Annotated in this window: 16 protein-coding genes; 8 read left to right on the top strand and 8 right to left on the bottom strand. The window is 45.1% G+C overall.

Features of this window, described 5'->3' with window-relative positions; translation table 11 throughout:
• The first annotated feature begins 19 nt into the window (after positions 1 to 19).
• Genes Q8W40_RS12620 through Q8W40_RS12610 form a run of 3 tightly spaced genes read left to right on the top strand, consistent with a single transcriptional unit; the run spans position 20 to position 3612 of the window.
• Positions 20 to 1573, top strand: a complete 1554-nt coding sequence (locus Q8W40_RS12620; protein ID WP_305397509.1) for a hypothetical protein — start codon at positions 20 to 22, stop codon at positions 1571 to 1573.
• Between the two features lie 22 nt (positions 1574 to 1595).
• Entirely contained in the window at positions 1596 to 2213 is a 618-nt protein-coding gene (locus Q8W40_RS12615; protein ID WP_305397507.1) for a tRNA-uridine aminocarboxypropyltransferase, read from the top strand.
• Entirely contained in the window at positions 2203 to 3612 is a 1410-nt protein-coding gene (locus Q8W40_RS12610) for a coniferyl aldehyde dehydrogenase (RefSeq protein ID WP_101115639.1), read from the top strand. Before Q8W40_RS12615 ends, Q8W40_RS12610 begins: the two co-directional genes overlap by 11 nt.
• Here the strand turns inward: Q8W40_RS12610 and Q8W40_RS12605 are convergent.
• From Q8W40_RS12605 to lptM, 7 genes are all read right to left on the bottom strand, one after another.
• Positions 3609 to 6137 carry a bifunctional diguanylate cyclase/phosphodiesterase gene (locus Q8W40_RS12605; RefSeq protein WP_305397506.1) on the bottom strand — a complete coding sequence of 843 codons (2529 nt, stop codon included), beginning with the start codon at positions 6135 to 6137 and terminating at the stop codon, positions 3609 to 3611. The genes Q8W40_RS12610 and Q8W40_RS12605 overlap by 4 nt on opposite strands.
• A gap of 217 nt (positions 6138 to 6354) precedes the next feature.
• Complete coding sequence (gene yigB / locus Q8W40_RS12600; protein ID WP_305397504.1) at positions 6355 to 7068, bottom strand: 5-amino-6-(5-phospho-D-ribitylamino)uracil phosphatase YigB; 714 nt, start codon at positions 7066 to 7068, stop codon at positions 6355 to 6357.
• Entirely contained in the window at positions 7068 to 8003 is a 936-nt protein-coding gene (xerC, locus tag Q8W40_RS12595; RefSeq protein WP_305397502.1) for a tyrosine recombinase XerC, read from the bottom strand. Before xerC ends, yigB begins: the two co-directional genes overlap by 1 nt.
• The gene (locus Q8W40_RS12590; RefSeq protein WP_305397500.1) at positions 7978 to 8682 is read right to left on the bottom strand and encodes a DUF484 family protein; all 705 of its coding nucleotides are present in this window, start codon (positions 8680 to 8682) and stop codon (positions 7978 to 7980) included. Before Q8W40_RS12590 ends, xerC begins: the two co-directional genes overlap by 26 nt.
• A 36-nt stretch (positions 8683 to 8718) precedes the next feature.
• On the bottom strand, positions 8719 to 9549 hold the full coding sequence (gene dapF, locus Q8W40_RS12585; protein WP_305397498.1) for a diaminopimelate epimerase: 831 nt from the start codon (positions 9547 to 9549) through the stop codon (positions 8719 to 8721).
• Positions 9550 to 9559: 10 nt separating this feature from the next.
• Positions 9560 to 10813, bottom strand: a complete 1254-nt coding sequence (gene lysA / locus Q8W40_RS12580) for a diaminopimelate decarboxylase (RefSeq protein WP_101115633.1) — start codon at positions 10811 to 10813, stop codon at positions 9560 to 9562.
• 26 nt (positions 10814 to 10839) lie between these two features.
• Positions 10840 to 10956 (bottom strand): LPS translocon maturation chaperone LptM, encoded by a 117-nt coding sequence (gene lptM, locus Q8W40_RS28155; protein WP_442316512.1) that lies wholly within the window; start codon positions 10954 to 10956, stop codon positions 10840 to 10842.
• A 75-nt stretch (positions 10957 to 11031) separates the two neighbouring features.
• On the opposite strand from lptM, the gene cyaY reads away from it, so the two are divergent.
• Positions 11032 to 11346 (top strand): iron donor protein CyaY, encoded by a 315-nt coding sequence (cyaY, locus tag Q8W40_RS12570; protein WP_305397495.1) that lies wholly within the window; start codon positions 11032 to 11034, stop codon positions 11344 to 11346.
• Between the two features lie 70 nt (positions 11347 to 11416).
• Here the strand turns inward: cyaY and Q8W40_RS12565 are convergent, their stop codons facing one another.
• Positions 11417 to 13945, bottom strand: a complete 2529-nt coding sequence (locus Q8W40_RS12565; RefSeq protein WP_305397494.1) for a class I adenylate cyclase — start codon at positions 13943 to 13945, stop codon at positions 11417 to 11419.
• Between the two features lie 351 nt (positions 13946 to 14296).
• Between Q8W40_RS12565 and hemC the strand changes: the two genes are divergently transcribed.
• Genes hemC through Q8W40_RS12545 form a run of 4 tightly spaced genes read left to right on the top strand, consistent with a single transcriptional unit; the run spans position 14297 to position 18359 of the window.
• Positions 14297 to 15235, top strand: coding sequence for a hydroxymethylbilane synthase (hemC, locus tag Q8W40_RS12560; protein WP_305397492.1), 939 nt, complete (start codon positions 14297 to 14299; stop codon positions 15233 to 15235).
• A gap of 9 nt (positions 15236 to 15244) precedes the next feature.
• Positions 15245 to 15976, top strand: a complete 732-nt coding sequence (locus Q8W40_RS12555; protein WP_305397491.1) for a uroporphyrinogen-III synthase — start codon at positions 15245 to 15247, stop codon at positions 15974 to 15976.
• A 14-nt stretch (positions 15977 to 15990) separates the two neighbouring features.
• The gene (locus tag Q8W40_RS12550; RefSeq protein WP_305397490.1) at positions 15991 to 17178 is read left to right on the top strand and encodes a uroporphyrinogen-III C-methyltransferase; all 1188 of its coding nucleotides are present in this window, start codon (positions 15991 to 15993) and stop codon (positions 17176 to 17178) included.
• Positions 17175 to 18359, top strand: a complete 1185-nt coding sequence (locus Q8W40_RS12545; protein WP_305397489.1) for a heme biosynthesis protein HemY — start codon at positions 17175 to 17177, stop codon at positions 18357 to 18359. Before Q8W40_RS12550 ends, Q8W40_RS12545 begins: the two co-directional genes overlap by 4 nt.
• Positions 18360 to 19021: the final 662 nt, after the last annotated feature.

The raw sequence follows: 19021 nt of genomic DNA, 5'->3' as shown, positions 1-19021 counted from the left end.
TGGCTTGAGGTTAATTTTAATGAAATCCCTGATTTTTTCGACTTTCATCGGTAGCGTGCTGATATTACAGGGCTGTGCACAGACAAATGCACCGGAAATCGAGCCTGAAAAGCCTGTTCCCGTTACCATTGATCAGCCAGAAATCGTACCACAAACGTTTATGTTACATGGTGAGGTCGTATTAGGGCATGAAACCCGAACCATAGCCCCATGTGGCGGCAAACAGCAATATTGGCTGGATATTACACCAGAAGCATTCCAACGTATTCAAGGATTAGTAGAGCGTCCATATCAACCGCTTTATGGTGAAATGATTGGCTACTTAGCCCCGCCACCTCAAGATGGCTTTGCCGCCGATTTTGCAGCGCGCTTCGTCGTAACGGGCATTAATCACGTTAGTGCACAATCTCCGTTGCGCTGTGCATCACCATTACACTCCACCTATGCCGCAGGTAGCGAACCTTTCTGGAAAGCCACATTTGAGCAAGACCAAATCCAACTGGCTGTATTAGGTAAAGAGAGCCAATCCTATACGGTGAGAAAAACAGAAATTTCGCCACTAAAACGCACCTACCAGTTCGATAACGGTAATCTCGTATTCACTCGAGCACATTGTGTTGATACCAGCAGTGGGGATGTATTCAGTTGGTCGGCGACATTAAAGACCAAAAACAGCCAATATCTAGGCTGTGGGGCACTTTCTAATGGTGATTCTAGTCACGACTGGCTTGGAAGCTATCGCGCTACCAGTACAAAGAGCCAAGGGTTTTCAGTGCAATTGGAGCTCAACTCTGATCACAGCGCCAATACGCATTACCACTACAGCAATGGCGATCCGAGCACACAAGAAAAAGGATACTGGCAGCAGCTCAATCCTGATCAAATCAAAGTGACGATGACACACTACCAAAACCAACCTCTGCTTTCCGAGCGCATTTATACACGCTCAGGTTCGAGCCTAAAAGCGGTGAAAGAAAAAGTGAATGGTGTGGTGTACCCCATTCAAGGGAATGGATTGGAACTGTTTGCCGACAGTCAGTCATACACCAGTGAACTGACAGCGCCCGACAATACCCCTAATCCTCCGCTTAAAAAAGCCACGATCTCATCTTCTTCTGAATTTGATGCCAATGTCGATCAGGCGCTTCGTCAGTATTTCACGCTTCATAAAACCGATCCAGCCAACACGCGATACCGCTGGCTTAAGTACGATCTTAACCAAGATGGAAAACCAGAATTACTCACTTATCTTGATTGGTGTAATAACGCCGGTTGCACTCTTTTAATTTTTGAAGAAAAAGGTAGTCGTTGGCGCTTTCATTCAAGAGTGACTCAAGTACAAGCGCCCTTCAAAGTCAGTCAACACAACAAGCTGGGTTGGCATGATCTAGAGATGAACGTTAAAAACGCACAAGGTTCCAGCACACATACGCTGTCTTTCGATGGTATCAGTTACCCAATAAACCCGAGCAGTGCTCCAGAGCTTTGGTCTTCTTCTCAATCTGTTGTTACCTTGTTTGCTGACGGAAAGTTTGCTGACGGAAAAGCGCCGCAAAGCGGAGTACAAATGTAGCATGGCAGCGGAGAAGCAAATCATGGAAAGCTGTCGCGGCTGCGGTCTCACATTTAACTGTGTGTGTGACAGCCTACCTAGTCTCGTAGCAGATTGGGATTTAGTGCTTCTGACACACCCGAATGAAACTCGACGTGAAACCAACACAGGTAAATGGCTGCGTAAATCATTGGCACAATGCCAAGTATTTGAGTGGAGCCGTACCAGTATACCTACCGAGTTGACGGCTATTTTGGAAAGCCCAAGCCATCAACCCATTTTACTGTTTCCTAATGACAACAGCCGATTGTTAACGCCGACCGCTATTCAGGATAGTTCAAAGCGCATCGTGTTTATTGTATTGGATGGCACATGGCAGGAAGCACAAAAAATGTATAACCGGAGCGATTGGCTTAAGGCACTGCCTCACTGGCATATTCAAATGTCTGGAGATTCGTGTTATTCCCTTCGCAGAAATCAAACTTCAGGGCATTTTTGCACACTGGAGGTAGGTATCCATTTATTATCTCTATCTCATCGCACCACATTGCCTAACAATAATAGTAGTGAACAGCTACAACAGTTTTTTGAACATTATCTAAATGTCTATCAAGCCGACAAAAGTGGGCATCAATGGAAAGGAAGCAATCATGACCAATAATCAAAGCAACCCGTTGATTGCACAATTTCACCGACAAAAATTGGCGTTTGAAGGTGAAAAGCATCCGAGTTTGAGTGAACGAAAGCAACGACTCACAGCACTAAAAGAAGCGCTTCTTCATCATCAAGACGCGCTCTGTGAAGCGGCAGCAAAAGATTTTGGTGCAAAGCATCACTATGAAACACTACTTACCGATATCCTCCCGTGCATTCAGCAAATTAAATATTCGCTGAAGCATCTAAAAAGCTGGATGAAGCCAGAAAGGCGCAAAACAGGATTAGTACTGGCTTTGTCTAGCGTCCGAGTTCACCCCCAGCCTTTAGGCGTCATCGGGGTGATTGCGCCATGGAACTTTCCTGTGTTTATGTCGATAGGTCCATTGATTACTGCGTTGGCGGCGGGCAATCGAGTCATGATAAAAGTGAGCGAGTTTACCCCCAGAACCAACCAAGTCTTGATTAAGCTGCTTAAAAGCGTGTTTTCGTCGGAACTCGTTCACATCGTGGAAGGGGATGCGACCATCGCCGCGCAATTTTCTTCTTTGCCCTTTGACCACCTACTGTTCACCGGATCCACAGAAGTAGGACGAAAAGTCATGCAGTCCGCGGCGTCAAACTTAACGCCAGTCACCTTAGAGTTGGGCGGAAAGAGCCCAGTCATCGTCGCTCCAGACATGGACATGAACGACGCGGTTGAGCGATTAGTCTATGGCAAAACGCTCAACTCTGGTCAGATTTGCGTGTCACCCGATTACGTCATGATTCCAGAAGGTAAGGCGAAAGAGTTTGTCTTTGCTTATAAACATCACTTTGGTTACCTGTATCCCTCTGGTGTGAATTGCGAAAGCTACACCAGCATCATCAGCCAAGCGCATTTCGACCGATTGCAATCATGGCTCGACGAAGCAGAGCAAGGTGGAGCATGGATTGAACCCGCCAACAAATACTCGGTAGACAGTAATCAACGGAAAATGGTCACTCAGTTGGTGATGGACGCACCGGAAGACAGCCAATTGATGCAAAACGAGATCTTCGGCCCAGTCTTGCCAATTGTGGCGTATAAATCTCTTGATGACGCCATTCAATACGTAAATCAAAGACCAAAGCCGTTGGCGCTTTATGTCTTTTCCCACGATAAAAACAGCGTCAGTAAAGTGTTGGAAAAAACACAATCAGGTGGTGCGTGTGTGAACGACACCATATTGCAAGTGGTGGCTGAAGACGCACCGTTTGGCGGCGTAGGAACATCAGGAATGGGCAGCTATCACGGAAAAGAAGGGTTCCTGACGTTCAGCAACCAGCGCACTGTCGTGGCTCGAAAAAAACTGTACCCAACTCGAATGATCCACCCACCGTTTCGCAGCATCCACCAGCTAGTGCGTAAGTGGCTCCTTCGCTAACAAACCTTAGCTTTGGATAACAAAGGAGAGGGCTCGGCCAAATAAAACCCTTGCAAGTAATCGACTCCTAGGTCTTCCGCCACGCGGCAGACCTGCTCGTTGTGCACGAACTCAGCAACTGTTTTGGCTTCAAACACATGGCAAAGCTGGACTAGCTGCATGGCGATTTGACGCTGCCTTCGGTCTTTATCAATATTTCGAATGATACTGCCATCCAATTTAATGGTATCGGGTTCGAGTTTGATGATTTCATCAATATTTGAATAACCGGAGCCAAAGTCATCAACAACAATCTTTGCGCCGAGCTGCTTGAAGTGATTACACACTTCTCTCATTCGGCTGTAGTCTTTGATTTGTTCGGTTTCTAAAACCTCTATTCCAACTCGTGCTGGGTTCACCATTTTCTGCAAAGCGCTTTCCAGCAAATACAGAGTTTTGTCACTCATCAAATCCTGTGGAGACAGATTGATGGAGAACGACTCTTCACGATGAGACATCAACTCAAAGACACTCGTTAGCATTTGCCGGCTGAGTCGGGTGTATATGTGCGTCCCCTCAATAATAGGGAGAAATTTCCCCGGGGGAATGATTTGGTTGCCTTCTTGAATTCGAACCAAACACTCTTCAGATACTTTCTTGTGGCTATGGGCGGCAAATATGGGTTGAGAATAGACAACGACCTTATGATTCAATACCGCTCGACTCACCGACGATAGCCAATTCAATTGTTCTTGTCGGTTTTCTTCTTCTTTCTCAAGTAACTTTGCGTTACACATGTGTCGATTGTTTTTCATACCATGGCGACGAGCTTCAATCGATTTAATCAAAAGCTCTTCGACTCTTGCTTGCGGAAAATCACGGCGACTGACCAAACCTCCACATATCGAAACCGATAAACAATCCAATTCCGGCAACCCAAAAGGTTCAAAATTCACATGTTCTATCTCGTCCACCAGCTCGGTAAATAAGTGGCGAATATACAGCCCTGTATGGTGAGATGAAAAAACTGCAGCCCATTCGCCTACGCCTATGCTGTACAGTTCAGAATCTCCGCCAAATCGTTGCCAAAGTTGTTCTTTGAAGTATTGGCTAAGATCACCGAGTAGCTGGTCACCTACCTTATATCCGTATTTTTCATTCACTTGGCTAAAGTTGGCGAGTTTTATCGTTAGAAGGTGTTCATTTGTTTTGATCGACGCCAATCGTTCTTTCAATACAGAACGATTAGGTAAACCTGTTCGTCTGTCGTGGCGGTAACTCTCTGTTAGCCGGTGTGCTTGCACCAATAGTTCGTGCTCCATGTTTTCCTGCATATCATCGACATCGGCGATGGCATTACGTATCAAGGAAAACAAAGGCGACATTTGATGTTGAAAGCGATCTTGCTGGATGGTGTCTTTTTGAGTGACGACTTCATGTTCACGCATGGCTAAATACGTCAAACTATGATGCATAATGGTTTGATGGTTAACATCGCGGTACAACTCACCCAAACAATACACGCCACTGACTTTTGCAACCGATGCAAATGGGCTTATTTCATCGAACCCATCCACGAATTCCAGTCTCGATGAACAGTTGTAGATAAACAGGCTTTCTGGTTTGTGCACATCGAGCTGGCGCGCACCGACTCGAACCTGCTCTTCGGTAAGTGAAGGGTGGTTGTAGCAGAATCGAACTTCATCTCCTACACGCCACTGAGTATCAAACTCTATTGCCCCATCATCCAGCTGTCGAACAGGCATTTGCACTTTTTGCTGACTCGCTTCGCCTTTCATTAATGGGAAATCATAAAGCTGTTCGAAAGGAACTGGGTTGCCATCGGCTAGATATCGGTCATAGATTTGTTGAACTGGAATACCATCTAATTCGTAAAGTGCGCCGTTCTTGGCAGAAGACACTCGAAATTTTCGACCAATTGGATTCCATTCAGCGTAACAGCCACGCCAAACTTGAAGCTTAGGGTTATGAAGGGCAACAGCAACGCATGCTTGTCGATGAATTTGGTCGTTCCATAACACCCAACGCCCAAACAAATTAGGCTGCGACAAACCACCTGCAACAGGTAACTCAAATGTCAGTTCATTAAATGCACCAAACACCTGATAATCTTGAGAGCCAAAAAGTAGGGTGTCTTGATCATTAACTTGCTCTGCAAAGCAGATGACTGCTTTGGTCTCTTCGCTTACATTCAAATGCTCGATAAGCTCTTCACCATCTTGCTGAGCATTTCCGGTGTACTGCACCAGACAAGATGTCAAACGTGTTTCGGCTAGTTCGGTGATCACAACCAATGTGCCGAGGTTAATGATACTCCCATCTTTAATGCAATGACTGGTGCTTTGACCCAGAATAGTACTGTGCGGAAAACGCTGTTTCATCAGTCGGCTATATTCAACAACAAGCTCAGGGGATTGCGTAGAAAAGATTTGTATTAGATGGTTTGCGTTTGGGTCTGGCGAGTAGCTTAATACCTCAGCCTGTAGCTGACTGAGATCTTGAGCCAAAATCGAGTGACATTGCATATTACAAATTATTAACAGAACGTGATTTTTGCCACTATAACGTTAGCATTCCTCTAGAAAACACGCATCGGATCAACTTTTTATCAATTAGCTAATAATATTTCAGTTTTTAGTGATAACGCTCCAATTTTTTTGCGACCAAGTGAAAGGCAAGTACAACAAAACAATAACTATAGCGTAAGTGTGCACTTACAATCCATCTATGCAAGTGATACCACTATATATTGAGTAAATAGCTCAATCGGGTCACTTCAATATCGGGGAGTACACGCATTTTCTTTGAAGTTATGGTGTTGCACGCCTGATCATTGAACCAACATGCGACAAATCCATTTTCTTTTGCACCCAAAACATCACTCACGGGATGATCACCTACATGCAATATTTCACTGGGCTTCAAACCTAAAAACGACACCGCTTTATCGAACATCTCGCGATGCGGTTTTGCTTCGCCGTCTGGGCCTGCTTTCAGTACCTGTGAAAAATACTGATCTAACCCTATTCTTTCAGGGTAAACATTACCATTGGTAATCGCGACCAGAGGCATACGTTTGGATAACTGACTTAGGACTTGGTGTGTTTCGTCTGGAATGTCTATCTGATGCCGCCAATAAAGCACCTGTTCCATGATTTGATCGATGATGTCGGGGATATCCGCTTCGTCATACCCAACATGCGCCAAACCCAACGCTAACTGCGCTCGGCGAAGCAACGTCACATCACTCGCCAAGTTTGGACTGTTGACTCTGGCAAGATACTTAAACGTTAGCCAGTCGTCTTTGGTTATCAATTTACATTTAGGGTAATGGCGTGCAATCCATTGATAGACTTCTGACTCCAACCTCAGTATTACTGGTCTGTTGTCGTATAGAGTATCGTCCAAATCAAATGTCATGGCTTTAATGGTGGGAATACTACGGTAAAGGCGCATCAGTCGTCCTTATTGCTCGAGTCTTTCTTACGTGCTCTTGGGTGCGCCTTATCATAAGCCGTTGCCAAGTGCTGAAAATCAAGGTGAGTATATATTTGGGTGGTAGAGATGTTTTCGTGCCCAAGCAGCTCTTGCACCGCACGTAAATTACCACTGGATTCCAGCATATGGGTAGCAAAAGAGTGTCTGAGTTTGTGTGGACTGATATGACTCGCGACAGATTGCTTTTGCCCCCACTCTGCCATCCGCTTTTGCACGTTGCGATGAGAAATCCGTACGCCCAGTTTCGATACAAATAGCGCGGGTTCATCGGGGGATGCCAGTTCTCCTCGCATTTTGAGCCAGTTTTTTACCCACTCTTTCGCCATACCAGAAAAAGGCACTTTACGTTCTTTGTCGCCTTTACCGACAACGCGTAGCTCCCCTTTGGACATCGATATATGTTTAACATCAATACTCACCAATTCAGCTAAACGCAAACCGGCACCATACATAAGCTCCATCATGGCACGATCACGAACCGACAGCGGATCGTTCTCATCCACTTCGAGTAGCTGACCAACTTCATCCACATCTAAGTTCTTCGGCAATGGGCGCTGCTTGCGTGGAGCAGACACTCCCTTTGCGGGGTTTGCTTGCATCTCACCCCGTAATATTAAGAAATCAAAGAACGAACGGAGTGAAGATAATCGAGTTGCGATGCTGCTGGCTTTCATGCCATCTCGCATGCCTTTACTGGCTAACTGGCGAACCCAAGCTGCATCGACTTGAGACCAATTGTTTAGTCCCAAAGAAACAAGATGTTCGGCCATACTATGAAGTTGAAGTTTGTAATTACGCTGCGTGTGGAGGCTAAGCCCTCGCTCGCTTCTTAAAAATTCAAAGAAACGATCGAGAGGCTTTTGAATATCACTGGGAAGAGGTGCGTTGGACATGGGTTTTCTCATCAGACTGCCATGAAAGGTTTTCCACCAAATGGCTAACCACCAGCGTCAAATGACGTAAAAACAAGGTGTCCATGTTCGGTTGAAAATGACCGCCGTCGTCACTGGAAAAAGCAATGATTCCCAACGGCTTCTTTCTGATTATAGGCAAGACTGCAAATGAACCGAGCTCTGGGACAGAATCATCGGAAAACAGCAATGCACGATCCGTCTGCTTCATGCGTCCCAAAAAGGCGTCTTTCCCATTAAAGTGATTCGTCGCAAAACGCTGGTACTGCTCTTGTTCCAAATGATGGTTCTTATCTGGGCATTCAAAGATTTTCATCCAGCCCTTCAAACCTAACTCTTTGGATTTTTGCTCAATGCAATGCGCAACTTGAGTCAAGTTGTCACAATTAAGCACCTGTTGCTGCAAATCCATAAACTCATGAAACGTGCGATCATTGTTTGCCGCAAGTGACATAAGCTGAGTGATTTCTTCTTCCAATTCTTCAATGCGTTGACGATGACGATTCAACTGAACTTCGACCAATGAAACCGCACCTTGTTGTTGGTGTGGAATCGATAAGCGACCAACCAGCTCAGAACGGTGCTGGAAAAAATCAGGGTTATCTTGCAGATATTCGGCAACAATTTCAGCCGTGAGTGCATCCGCTTCTGGATAAGACAAAACGTTTCCTTTTTAGAACATTGGGCTCTGTAAACCCTAACAGCTTAATTGACCGTCAAACACGTGGGTTGCTGGTCCAGTCATATAGAGTGGCTTGCCAGGTCCCTGCCAGCGAATTTTTAAATCGCCTCCAGGTAAATGTACGGTGACTTCTTCATCAAGTAAGCCCTGCACAATACCAACGGCAACAGCCCCACAAGCACCACTTCCACAAGCCTGAGTTTCCCCTGCTCCGCGTTCGTACACTCGCAAATTGACTTCATTGCGAGATACAACCTGCATAAAGCCAGCATTTACTCGCTCCGGGAAGCGTTCATGTGATTCCAGAAGGGGCCCTAAATTATCGACATCTGCCTTGGATATATCATCAACGACGGTAACCACATGGGGATTACCCATGCTGACGGCGCCACAAAATAGGGTTTGGTCATCAGCACGCAGAATGTAGGTTTTCTCTTTTTGCTTGGCTTTAAATGGAATTTTAGACGGTTCAAAAACAGGTTCGCCCATATTGACCGTAACCTGATCGCCATCTTCAATATTGAGCACCATTTTGCCTTTCTTGGTGCTGACGCCTATCGCGTGTTTATTGGTTAAGCCTTTCATTCTGACAAAACGAGCAAAACAACGCGCGCCATTACCACATTGCTCCACTTCGCTACCATCCGCATTGAAAATACGGTAATGGAAGTCGGTTTCTGGATCGTAAGGCGCTTCAACCACCAGCAGCTGATCGAACCCAATTCCGGTATAACGATCCGCCAATCGGCGGATCAAATCCGGAGAGAAAAACACATTTTGGGTAATGCAGTCCACAACCATGAAGTCGTTACCCAATCCGTGCATTTTAGAAAAATGAAAGTGCATGTGTTTTACATTACTCCGGTAACACTTGTTCCAGTTCCCACAAGCTGCTCAACTCTTCACGTTGACGAACTAAGTGGCTTTGTTTGCCATCAACCATAACTTCCGCAGCTCGTGCACGTGTGTTGTAGTTAGAAGACATCACGAATGCGTAAGCGCCAGCACTGCGAACCGCAAGCAAGTCACCTTGCTCTAGAACCAAAGCTCGGTCTTTACCTAAGAAGTCACCAGTCTCGCAAATCGGACCAACCAAATCATAGTTGGTTGCCTCACCCTCACGCGGTACAACTGGCACAATGTCTTGCCATGCTTGATATAACGCTGGGCGAATCAAGTCGTTCATTGCAGCATCAATAATCGCAAAGTTTTTGTGTTCGGTATGTTTTAGGAATTCGACTTGCGTCAGCAATACACCAGTATTTGCTGCAATCGCACGACCTGGTTCGAAAATCAGTTCCAAGTCAGAGTGGTTAGTTAACCTGCCTAACAATGCTTTGGCGTAATCAGAAGGCTCTGGTGGTAATTCATCTTTGTATACCACGCCTAAGCCACCACCCACATCAAGGTGCTTCACTTCAATTCCTTCTGCTTTTAGCTGATCAATCAATCCAAGTAAACGATCGACTGCGTCGATAAAAGGTTCGATATCCGTTAGCTGGGAACCGATATGACAATCAATACCTTGAATATCTAGGCTATCTAGCGTTTGAGCAAACTTGTAAACGCGCAACGCTTGATCGAAGGCAATACCAAATTTGTTTTCTAGCAAACCTGTAGAAATGTATGGGTGAGTATTGGCGTCTACATCGGGATTAATTCGCAATGAGATTGGTGCCACAACACCCAGCTCTTTCGCTACCTTATTGAGTAGCTCTAGCTCTGGTTCTGACTCGACATTGAAACATTTGATATTCAGCTGCAATGCACGGCGCATTTCGTCCGCGGTTTTACCCACACCAGAAAAAACAATTTTGGCAGGATCGCCACCAGCTGCGATAACACGCTCTAGTTCGCCACGAGATACAATATCAAAACCAGAACCCAGTCTAGCCAATACGTTCAGCACACCTAAGTTGGAGTTTGCTTTCACGGCATAACACACTAGGTGGGGATGATCGCCCACTGATTTATCAAACGCGTTCCAATGGCGTTCCAACGTTGCACGTGAGTATACGTATAATGGCGTTCCATATTGATTCGCCAGTTCAGTTAATGAGACGTCCTCAGCCCAAAGCTGACCATCATCCTGATAATTAAAGTAATCCAATGTTGTATCCCTGTATTCTTTTATTGCTATTGCGTTTGTTCGTTTTGCTCGGAGTCACTTGGTAAGTAAAGCGCTCCAGTCTGTCCACACCCGGCGATACCGAGTACCACAAACATTAAAAGTGCCGTGATTGACTTTTTCATGCTGCAATTCGTGATAAATAATTCAATGCCCCCTATAATCGCACCACACTCAGGAAAAGCAATAGGATATAAGAGATGAACGATACTGAATTTCATCAATTAGTGGATCAGCAGCTGCAAACTATCGAAGAAGCCATAGATGATTCAGGCGCGGACATCGATTATGAAACGTCGGGTAACGTCATGACCCTAGAATTTGAAAACCGCTCTCAGATAATCATCAACCGACAAGAGCCTATGCACGAGATTTGGCTAGCCTCAAAATCGGGCGGCTTCCACTTCAAACTACAAGGTAGTGAATGGATTTGCTCGAAAACAGGTATTGAGCTGATCGCCATGGTAAAAAAAGAGTGTGAAAAGCACGCACAAGAATCTATAGATTGGGTATAAACCCAAGTATGAGCAATGCAAAAAAGGAGCGCTAGGCGCTCCTTTTTAAGATCTGAGGAAACTCATTCTTTCATGCATTCACTGCATTATTCGAACGATTCTGTGGTGAAGAGTCGCTGCGATAAGGCACAACGTAAGGGTCACCATCTTCAGGATTGATGATTTGATAATACTGAGGCAAGTTAAAGTTGATAAACTTGGCGCTAATTTCGAGTTCATCCTGATTTGACGTATAGAAGCGGTTAACGTTACTGATCATCTCGTCTTTGTCACCGCTAAACTGGTGATAAACTTCCACTCGGTTCGCTTCATCCAACACATAGATATTAAAACCTTTAACTGTGTCTTCGAAGAAAAACTGAATCAAGCCCTCGCTGGCAAAACTATCGACGACATCTGGCATCTGATAATCCTGCTCTTTGTCGAGCATCATCAACGGCGAACCTTTCAGTTTATTGGTCGAAATACTGCTGTAGAAATCAACAGAATTTTCAAGCTTCTGAACTGAAACGCCACGGCGCTCAAAAAACAACCCATACATTTGTTCGCCGATTCGAATGGCTTTAAAACGGCGACGTTTCTCTTGCTCAACTGGCTTCAAACGTAATTCAATGCACTCAGCCAAAAGTTGGTACACCATGTTACGCATAACACCCCGCAAATTTTTGCTATAACAAAATACGTCGACCGATTCTGGCGGCAACGCATCTTGGTGCATTTTTCCTAAGACGGTTTTTAAAGCGTCCAGTATTGCAGTTTCACCCGTAAAATGTAGCGTTCGCACTTCATGCCATGAATTGCGATATACCAAATCCACACTGCCGACTAAGCTTCGGTGCTCCTCTCCAAAACTGAAAATATCGATATCTTTCAAGTCAACTTTGAGTGATTTACCCTTCAATTCAACAGTAGGATCGTTTTCAAAATTGATGAACATGGCAAGTTGGCTAATTTCACAAGGGCTACCTAGCGCTTCCATTGTAGGACGACGTTTGTGCAGCGAAAACGTGTTACGCAAGTCACTGACCATTTGGTAAAACTTGTCGATATCCAATTCCGCTTCTCGCACTACGGAGTGCAAACGTGTCGACTCGGTAATCAAGCCATTAAAGAAAGACCACGCGACCAACTTACTCAGGTATTCATTATGTTCTAGGTATTTTTGACCAATGATGGCACTTGGTTCTAAAGGCTGTTTATAAAGATACCAACCCTGTTTGTTCGTTCGACCAGGTGATACTTGTATAAAACTCAAATCAGATTCGTGCAAATCAGGAGAAATCTGAGGATTGAGTAAGGTAACCTTTCCAGGTAACACCTCAAAAGCAGCGTAAAGCTTACGCGCAAGTATGCTGATGTCTTGGGGGCTGATGGCTGAAGTAATGTCATTTCGACGCGCAAACTGAATTAAGTTGCGGTAGCTCAGCATCAGAGCATCCAGTAATTCGTGGTGAACCACTTTCACTTGCTCGACTTTCCAATTACGGCGATCGTCCAGCTCTTCAACTACACTGTCTGACCACTGCCAACGCTTCACCATGTCGCCCAAAGCTTCACGTCGCCATGCGACCGACCCTACTCCGGGTTCACGTGATAGCTTCTCGTGAGTTTTCAAATAAAAACAACGACGAACCAAGTCTAAACGACGTTGATCATTCACTCGCTCTAGATAGCGCGTGACTTTCTCAAGCATCAGATAATACGCATCCATTCCGTAGAGATCGGGCTCATGAGAAAAGAATCGACGCTTAGAGTCAATACAAAGAAGTCGAGTAGCAGGGTATTCCCAAGAATAGGCTTCCAGAAGAATCGCTTTTAAAACCGATTTATACGGCGAATCGATACTTTTGTATAACTGCCACAAATTGGAGCCAAAATATTCTTCAGCTGGAATGCGATCGAGCTGACCAAAATCGATCCACTCATTACGATCTATCTCACCATTTTCGACGAGCTTCTCAACGTAATCATCATACGCTTCCTCCATTTCTGGAGGCACTACTTGCCAAAGTAATCTTTGCCCAGCCAGTCTTACAGCAGAACGGTAAAACTCATCAAGCAACAACAAGTGTTGCGAGGAACCACAATTGTCCCCTGTCATCTCTTCCGAACGATTGCTTCGAAAACGCTCTTCATCCATCAGAAAAAAGTTGGCTTCTACGCCTAAGTTTTTTGCCCAATCGGTGATCAATAAACACTTATTGGTCAAATTATCTCTGTCGTGTTTGGGCATCGATGGCGATACACATACCCAGACATCCAAATCGCTAGATGTACTCTGTCCAATAGAGGACGTACTGCCCATGGTATAGAGCGCTAAAATTCCAGGATCGTTCGATGTTTCCAACGATTCGCCTAGCGTCAGCTCAGTATCATCAACAAACTGCTGCTGTGTTTGATTTAATGAGAAGCCCAAAATGCCATAGGGAACGTGACTTTCGAGATAACCAGGAATGGACGGATGATTGAAGTGAAGGAGAGCAGGCAGTAAATGGAATACGCGTTGACTTTGCGTTTCCATCAGAGCCAATGCTCGATCAATACGCTGCTGATTCAACAAATCCAATCTGTGAACAAGAGTTTCGGTAAATGCCTGCAAGGGGGTGATTCCTTGATATGTAAGTTAAATTGATGTTTTTGTTCAAAGTGCATTCACAACCGCCACAAAAACGTGATCAATTTAACACTTTAATGTTCAAGGGTAAAGAATAAGCGTATATCCTGAACTCCTGCTTTCTTCCTTTTCCTACATATTGCCCTGCCGCATTAAGTGTCATCCCTTCTACCATATAGTAATAATAGACCTAAGAACATTTGAGATCCCGATCACATATATTTTTCTTAATATCGAGATCGATAGCCACACAGACTATAGGTGTGACGAAACAGTAATACTTTACTAAGCACAGTGGTAGGATTAGCGCATCCGATTGACCTATATGGAAACATTATGTCCGAAAGAGCTCCCATTCGCATCGCAACGAGAAAAAGTCCACTTGCCCTTTGGCAGGCACATTTCGTCAAAGATTCTTTGCAAGCGGCACACCCAGGTTTAGACGTTGAGTTGGTAACCATGGTTACCAAGGGAGACATTATCTTGGACACCCCTCTTGCAAAGGTGGGTGGTAAAGGGTTATTCGTCAAAGAGCTCGAAGTGGCGATGCTAGAAGGTCGTGCCGACCTCGCTGTTCACTCGATGAAAGACGTCCCAGTAGATTTTCCTGAAGGCTTGGGGCTGGTAACAATTTGCGAACGAGAAGATCCACGTGATGCTTTCGTATCCAACACATTCGCTTCCATTGACGACCTACCGCAAGGCGCTGTCGTTGGAACTTGCAGTTTACGCCGTCAATGTCAGTTGAAAGAATACAGACCAGACCTCCATATCAAAGAGCTTCGCGGTAATGTCGGAACTCGATTAGGCAAGCTAGATGCGGGAGAATACGATGCAATCATTCTCGCAGCGGCGGGGTTAAAGCGTCTGAAATTGGAAGAGCGCATAAGCAGTGTCATTGAACCAGAACAATCACTTCCGGCGGTTGGACAGGGAGCTGTGGGTATCGAGTGCCGACTAGACGACGAACGCCTAATTAAATTATTGGAGCCTTTAAATCATCCGGAAACGGCGAATAGAGTTGCCGCAGAGCGTGCAATGAACTTAACTCTCGAAGGTGGGTGTCAGGTCCCAATTGGTAGCTACTCCCTTATCAATGGTGATGAGATCTGGCTGAGAGCGCTTGTTGGTGAACCCGATGGTTCCAAAGTCGTGCGCGGAGAAATTAAAGGCCCCGTCGTTAAAGCGCATGAGCTGGGTGTCACCCTAGCGAATCAACTTCTTGACCAAGGTGCAAAAGATATTCTGGAGCGCCTATATCAGGATCATGAATAAGTCGGCTTTATGGCGGTATTAGTCACCCGGCCGGGACAAAATGGCATCGAGTTGTGTGAAGCGATTCAAGCGCAGCACGCTGATGCCATACATCACCCGCTCATTCAGTTCCAATCCTCTAACGATATCCAATCACTACCTAGTAAGCTTCACAACGCCGACATTGTTATCGCCGTCAGCCAACACGCCGTTCATTACACTCAAAAAATACTCAAAGAACAGCAAGCCAAGTGGCCTGCAAGCGCGTCATACCTTGCCATTGGTCAAAAAACCGCATACAAATTAGGCAAAGCGACCCAACAAAAAGTACACTATCCGACAATCAGCGATAGTGAACACTTTCTGCAATTGCCTCAATTACAAAACGTTTCTCAGCTTTCTATAGTGATTTTGAGGGGGAACAGTGGCAGGGAGTTGATTTTTGAATCGCTGTGGAATAAGAATGCGAGTGTCGAATATGCAGAAGTTTATCAGCGACACCCAATTCCATTTAATTCGGAAGATTCTATTCAATATTGGCGTAGCCGCAATGTTGATACTTTGATTCTCACGAGTAGCGAACAACTCAGCTACCTAGAGCAGTCAATGTCGAAAATTCAAAAAGATTGGCTACATACTTTAAGCCTTTTAGTGCCAAGCCAACGGATAGCTATTCTCGCCGGAGAGCTGGGATATCAAAATATCGTGAATACAGGCAGCGCAGCAAATTCGGACTTGCTGAATGCAGTTAGCAAGAAATAAAACAGGACAAGAGCATGGTAAGTAAAAAAAACAACAACGAGCACATTGAACCTGAAGAAACAAAAGAAGAGACAACAGAACCGACGGAAACGGTAACTGAACCTTCGCAAAACAAAGAAGCCGACAAACCTCAAGTCAAAGAACATGAGCCTGTTAAGTTTGAAGAAAAACAGGGCAAGAGAGGCGTCAAGCTTGGTACGATTGCGATCATTCTTTCGCTTATATTTGGAGGCGGACTTACCTATCTTATTCAGCAAAAGACACAGCAGCAAGAACAAGAAATAGCCAAGCTAAAAGCGCAATTTAAAGCAACCCAAACGAACCTAGCTCAAGAGTTGGATTCCGTTCAAAGCGAAACAGCCGCTCTCAACCGTGACACGGTTAACCGCACAAAAGTAGAGCTTGAGCAACAACAAAAGAGCATCGAAAGCCTTCAACTCGCCTTAGCCGATGTAAAAGGACGTCGTCCAAATGACTGGCTGCTAGCCGAGTCCGATTATTTGGTGAAACTGGCAGGTAGAAAGTTGTTTTTAGAGCACGATATTGTTAGCGCTACCAAACTGATGGAAAGTGCAGACCAGCGCATTGCAGCGCTTAATGACCCTAGCTTGGTTCCTTTAAGAAGAGCGATGGCCAATGACATCACCAATTTACGCTCACTGCCATTAATCGACCGAGACGGCTTAGTCATTGCATTAACGAGCTTGCAGCTTCAAGTCGATGGTTTACCTCTCGCTAATGCCATTCTTCCCGAAGCCCCAGTAGTTGAGCAACAAGAAGTCTCAACCGATATCAATGACTGGCAGCAAAACTTAAAAACGTCCTTAGGCGAGTTTTCTGAGCAATTCATTACCTTCCGTACTCGAGATGGCAACGTTATCCCCCTTCTGTCACCTGAACAGCATTTCTACTTGCGTGAGAACATTAAGGCGAAGCTAGAAACAGCGATGAAAGGCGTATACACCGAACAAGGAGAAGTTTTCTCCACGGCACTTAAAGTCGCTCATGAGTGGTCCACGCTATTCTTTAATTTGGATGATCCTGCTGTTCAGAAATTTAACCAACGTATAGCTGCGTTGGGTAAACAAAACATCCAAGTAAATTACCCAGTAAAACTGGAGACACAGGAACTCCTTTCTGACGTCATTTCAGAGCGCTTGCGCCGAGAGATGACCACCATTATTACGGAGGAGGCTAAATGATTCGTGCAATTTTTCTGTTCGTATTTCTAGGAATAGGTCTCTACGCAGGTACTCAGTTTTCTGGTCAGCAAGGGTATGTCTTAATTTCTATTGCCGATAAAACAATAGAAATGAGCGTGACAACACTGGTAATTTTTATCATCGGTATTCTTGCTGCGCTATTTGGTTTGGAGTACCTCATTAAGAAACTCCTTTATACCAGCAGCGCAACTTGGAATTGGTTTAGCGTACGCAAGATGAAACGAGCTCGTCGCTATACAAACGAAGGCATCATTATGCTTTTAGAAGGTGATTGGAAAGGAGCAGAGAAAAAGGTCACACGCTGGGCAAATCATCATGACATGCCAATGCTTTGTTATCTCGTTGCTTCAGAAGCCGCGCAAGGGCTTGGTGACAAGAGTAAACGCGATCACTACTTAGGATTAGCTTCAAAACAAGAAAACTCAGATCTCGCTGTAGAGCTGACAAGAGCGAAGCAACTGGTAAGAGACTCTCAGTATGAGTTGGCTTTAGACACCCTGCATGCTTTGCGTGATAGCTACACTGGCAATCCAATTGTGGTAGAACTTCTTAAAACCGTTTATGAAGAACTGGCACTGTGGCAGAACACAATTGATCTATTACCACAACTAAAGAAAGCTAAGCTCATTGATCCATTAGAGCATGACTCGTTGATGTTGAAAGCGCAATGCGGGTTACTTGCCGACGTTGCCCAACAAAAAGGCAGCGAAGGCTTACTTGCCTACTGGAATGGGCTGCCTAAAAAGGCTCGCCAAGACGAAACGCTTGTCCATTGCCTATTAGAGCAACTGATCGAGCGTAAAGCCGATTCACAAGCCTATATCATCGTACGGGATAGATTGAAAAAGCAACCAGACGACAAACTCTATTCACTTATCTCTGAAATGAACTTACCAGACCTGCACCCCGCTGTTGTTCTTCTTCAAGGAGCACTTCAAAAGGATGGTGAAAGCGCTATTGTCCACAGTACACTTGCTCAGTTACTGATGCGTCAAGAAAACTGGTCTGAGGCACAGCACCACTTCGAGCAAGCACTGAAATTACGACAAGACATTTCAGATTACGCTTATCTGGCAGACGTTTTAGAGAAGCAACAACTAACGCAAGCTGCTGGAGACGTCTCTCGTAAGGCACTTTCGTTGATAGACAATAAGTCTTAATCTACACATCTGATTCGTATTCTTAAAGCCAGCGATAAGTCGCTGGTTTTTTTTCTAACTATCGCTCTATCCACCTTCTCATCTGCGACCCCAAACCCTACTCTTTCCGCTATCAAATTCAGCCCTTCCGACAACACACTCTACGAACGCTCCTTATTATTAAGAGCTAGAGACAGCAAGTAGTTACAATCCATTCGTCCGCAGGCCGAATAACCCCTTCAAACGAAGAAAATCTTAGTATTGCTACTGAGTGCTTTTGAATAGAGGTGAGTGACCAGGTTCGCACACAACTATTCCTTCACCGAAAGTCGAATGTATTGTCTTTAAACGCAAAAAATCTCAGAATCTCTACTGAGGTTTCTTAAATAAATGGCGGAGTGGTTGGGGTCGCACACGACCGGGACTCGTTCGACCGTAGGTCGAATATATCTTCCTAGAACGCAAAAAACCTCAGCATTTCTGCTGAGGCTTCTTAAATAAATGGCGGAGTGGCTGGGGTCGCACACGACCGGGGCTCGTTCGACCGTAGGTCGAATATGTCTTTCCTAAACGCAAAAAACCTCAACATTTCTGCTGAGGTTTCTTAAATAAATGGCGGAGTGGACGGGACTCGAACCCGCGACCCCCGGCGTGACAGGCCGGTATTCTAACCAACTGAACTA

The sequence above is a fragment of the Vibrio penaeicida genome, from assembly GCF_030689305.1.
GTDB lineage: Bacteria > Pseudomonadota > Gammaproteobacteria > Enterobacterales > Vibrionaceae > Vibrio > Vibrio penaeicida_B.
This window is presented reverse-complemented; position numbering and strand designations above follow the sequence as displayed.

What these genes read in the sequence shown, in the direction of transcription:
- cyaY (WP_305397495.1), top strand. Translation starts at nt 11,032, where the DNA reads ATGAACGATACTGAATTTCATCAATTAGTGGATCAGCAGCTGCAAACT.
- Q8W40_RS12555 (WP_305397491.1), top strand. Translation starts at nt 15,245, where the DNA reads ATGGCGGTATTAGTCACCCGGCCGGGACAAAATGGCATCGAGTTGTGT.
- Q8W40_RS12615 (WP_305397507.1), top strand. Translation starts at nt 1,596, where the DNA reads ATGGAAAGCTGTCGCGGCTGCGGTCTCACATTTAACTGTGTGTGTGAC.
- hemC (WP_305397492.1), top strand. Translation starts at nt 14,297, where the DNA reads ATGTCCGAAAGAGCTCCCATTCGCATCGCAACGAGAAAAAGTCCACTT.
- lptM (WP_442316512.1), bottom strand. Translation starts at nt 10,956, where the DNA reads ATGAAAAAGTCAATCACGGCACTTTTAATGTTTGTGGTACTCGGTATC.
- Q8W40_RS12550 (WP_305397490.1), top strand. Translation starts at nt 15,991, where the DNA reads ATGGTAAGTAAAAAAAACAACAACGAGCACATTGAACCTGAAGAAACA.
- Q8W40_RS12620 (WP_305397509.1), top strand. Translation starts at nt 20, where the DNA reads ATGAAATCCCTGATTTTTTCGACTTTCATCGGTAGCGTGCTGATATTA.
- Q8W40_RS12545 (WP_305397489.1), top strand. Translation starts at nt 17,175, where the DNA reads ATGATTCGTGCAATTTTTCTGTTCGTATTTCTAGGAATAGGTCTCTAC.
- xerC (WP_305397502.1), bottom strand. Translation starts at nt 8,003, where the DNA reads ATGTCCAACGCACCTCTTCCCAGTGATATTCAAAAGCCTCTCGATCGT.
- dapF (WP_305397498.1), bottom strand. Translation starts at nt 9,549, where the DNA reads ATGCACTTTCATTTTTCTAAAATGCACGGATTGGGTAACGACTTCATG.
- Q8W40_RS12605 (WP_305397506.1), bottom strand. Translation starts at nt 6,137, where the DNA reads ATGCAATGTCACTCGATTTTGGCTCAAGATCTCAGTCAGCTACAGGCT.
- Q8W40_RS12610 (WP_101115639.1), top strand. Translation starts at nt 2,203, where the DNA reads ATGACCAATAATCAAAGCAACCCGTTGATTGCACAATTTCACCGACAA.
- yigB (WP_305397504.1), bottom strand. Translation starts at nt 7,068, where the DNA reads ATGCGCCTTTACCGTAGTATTCCCACCATTAAAGCCATGACATTTGAT.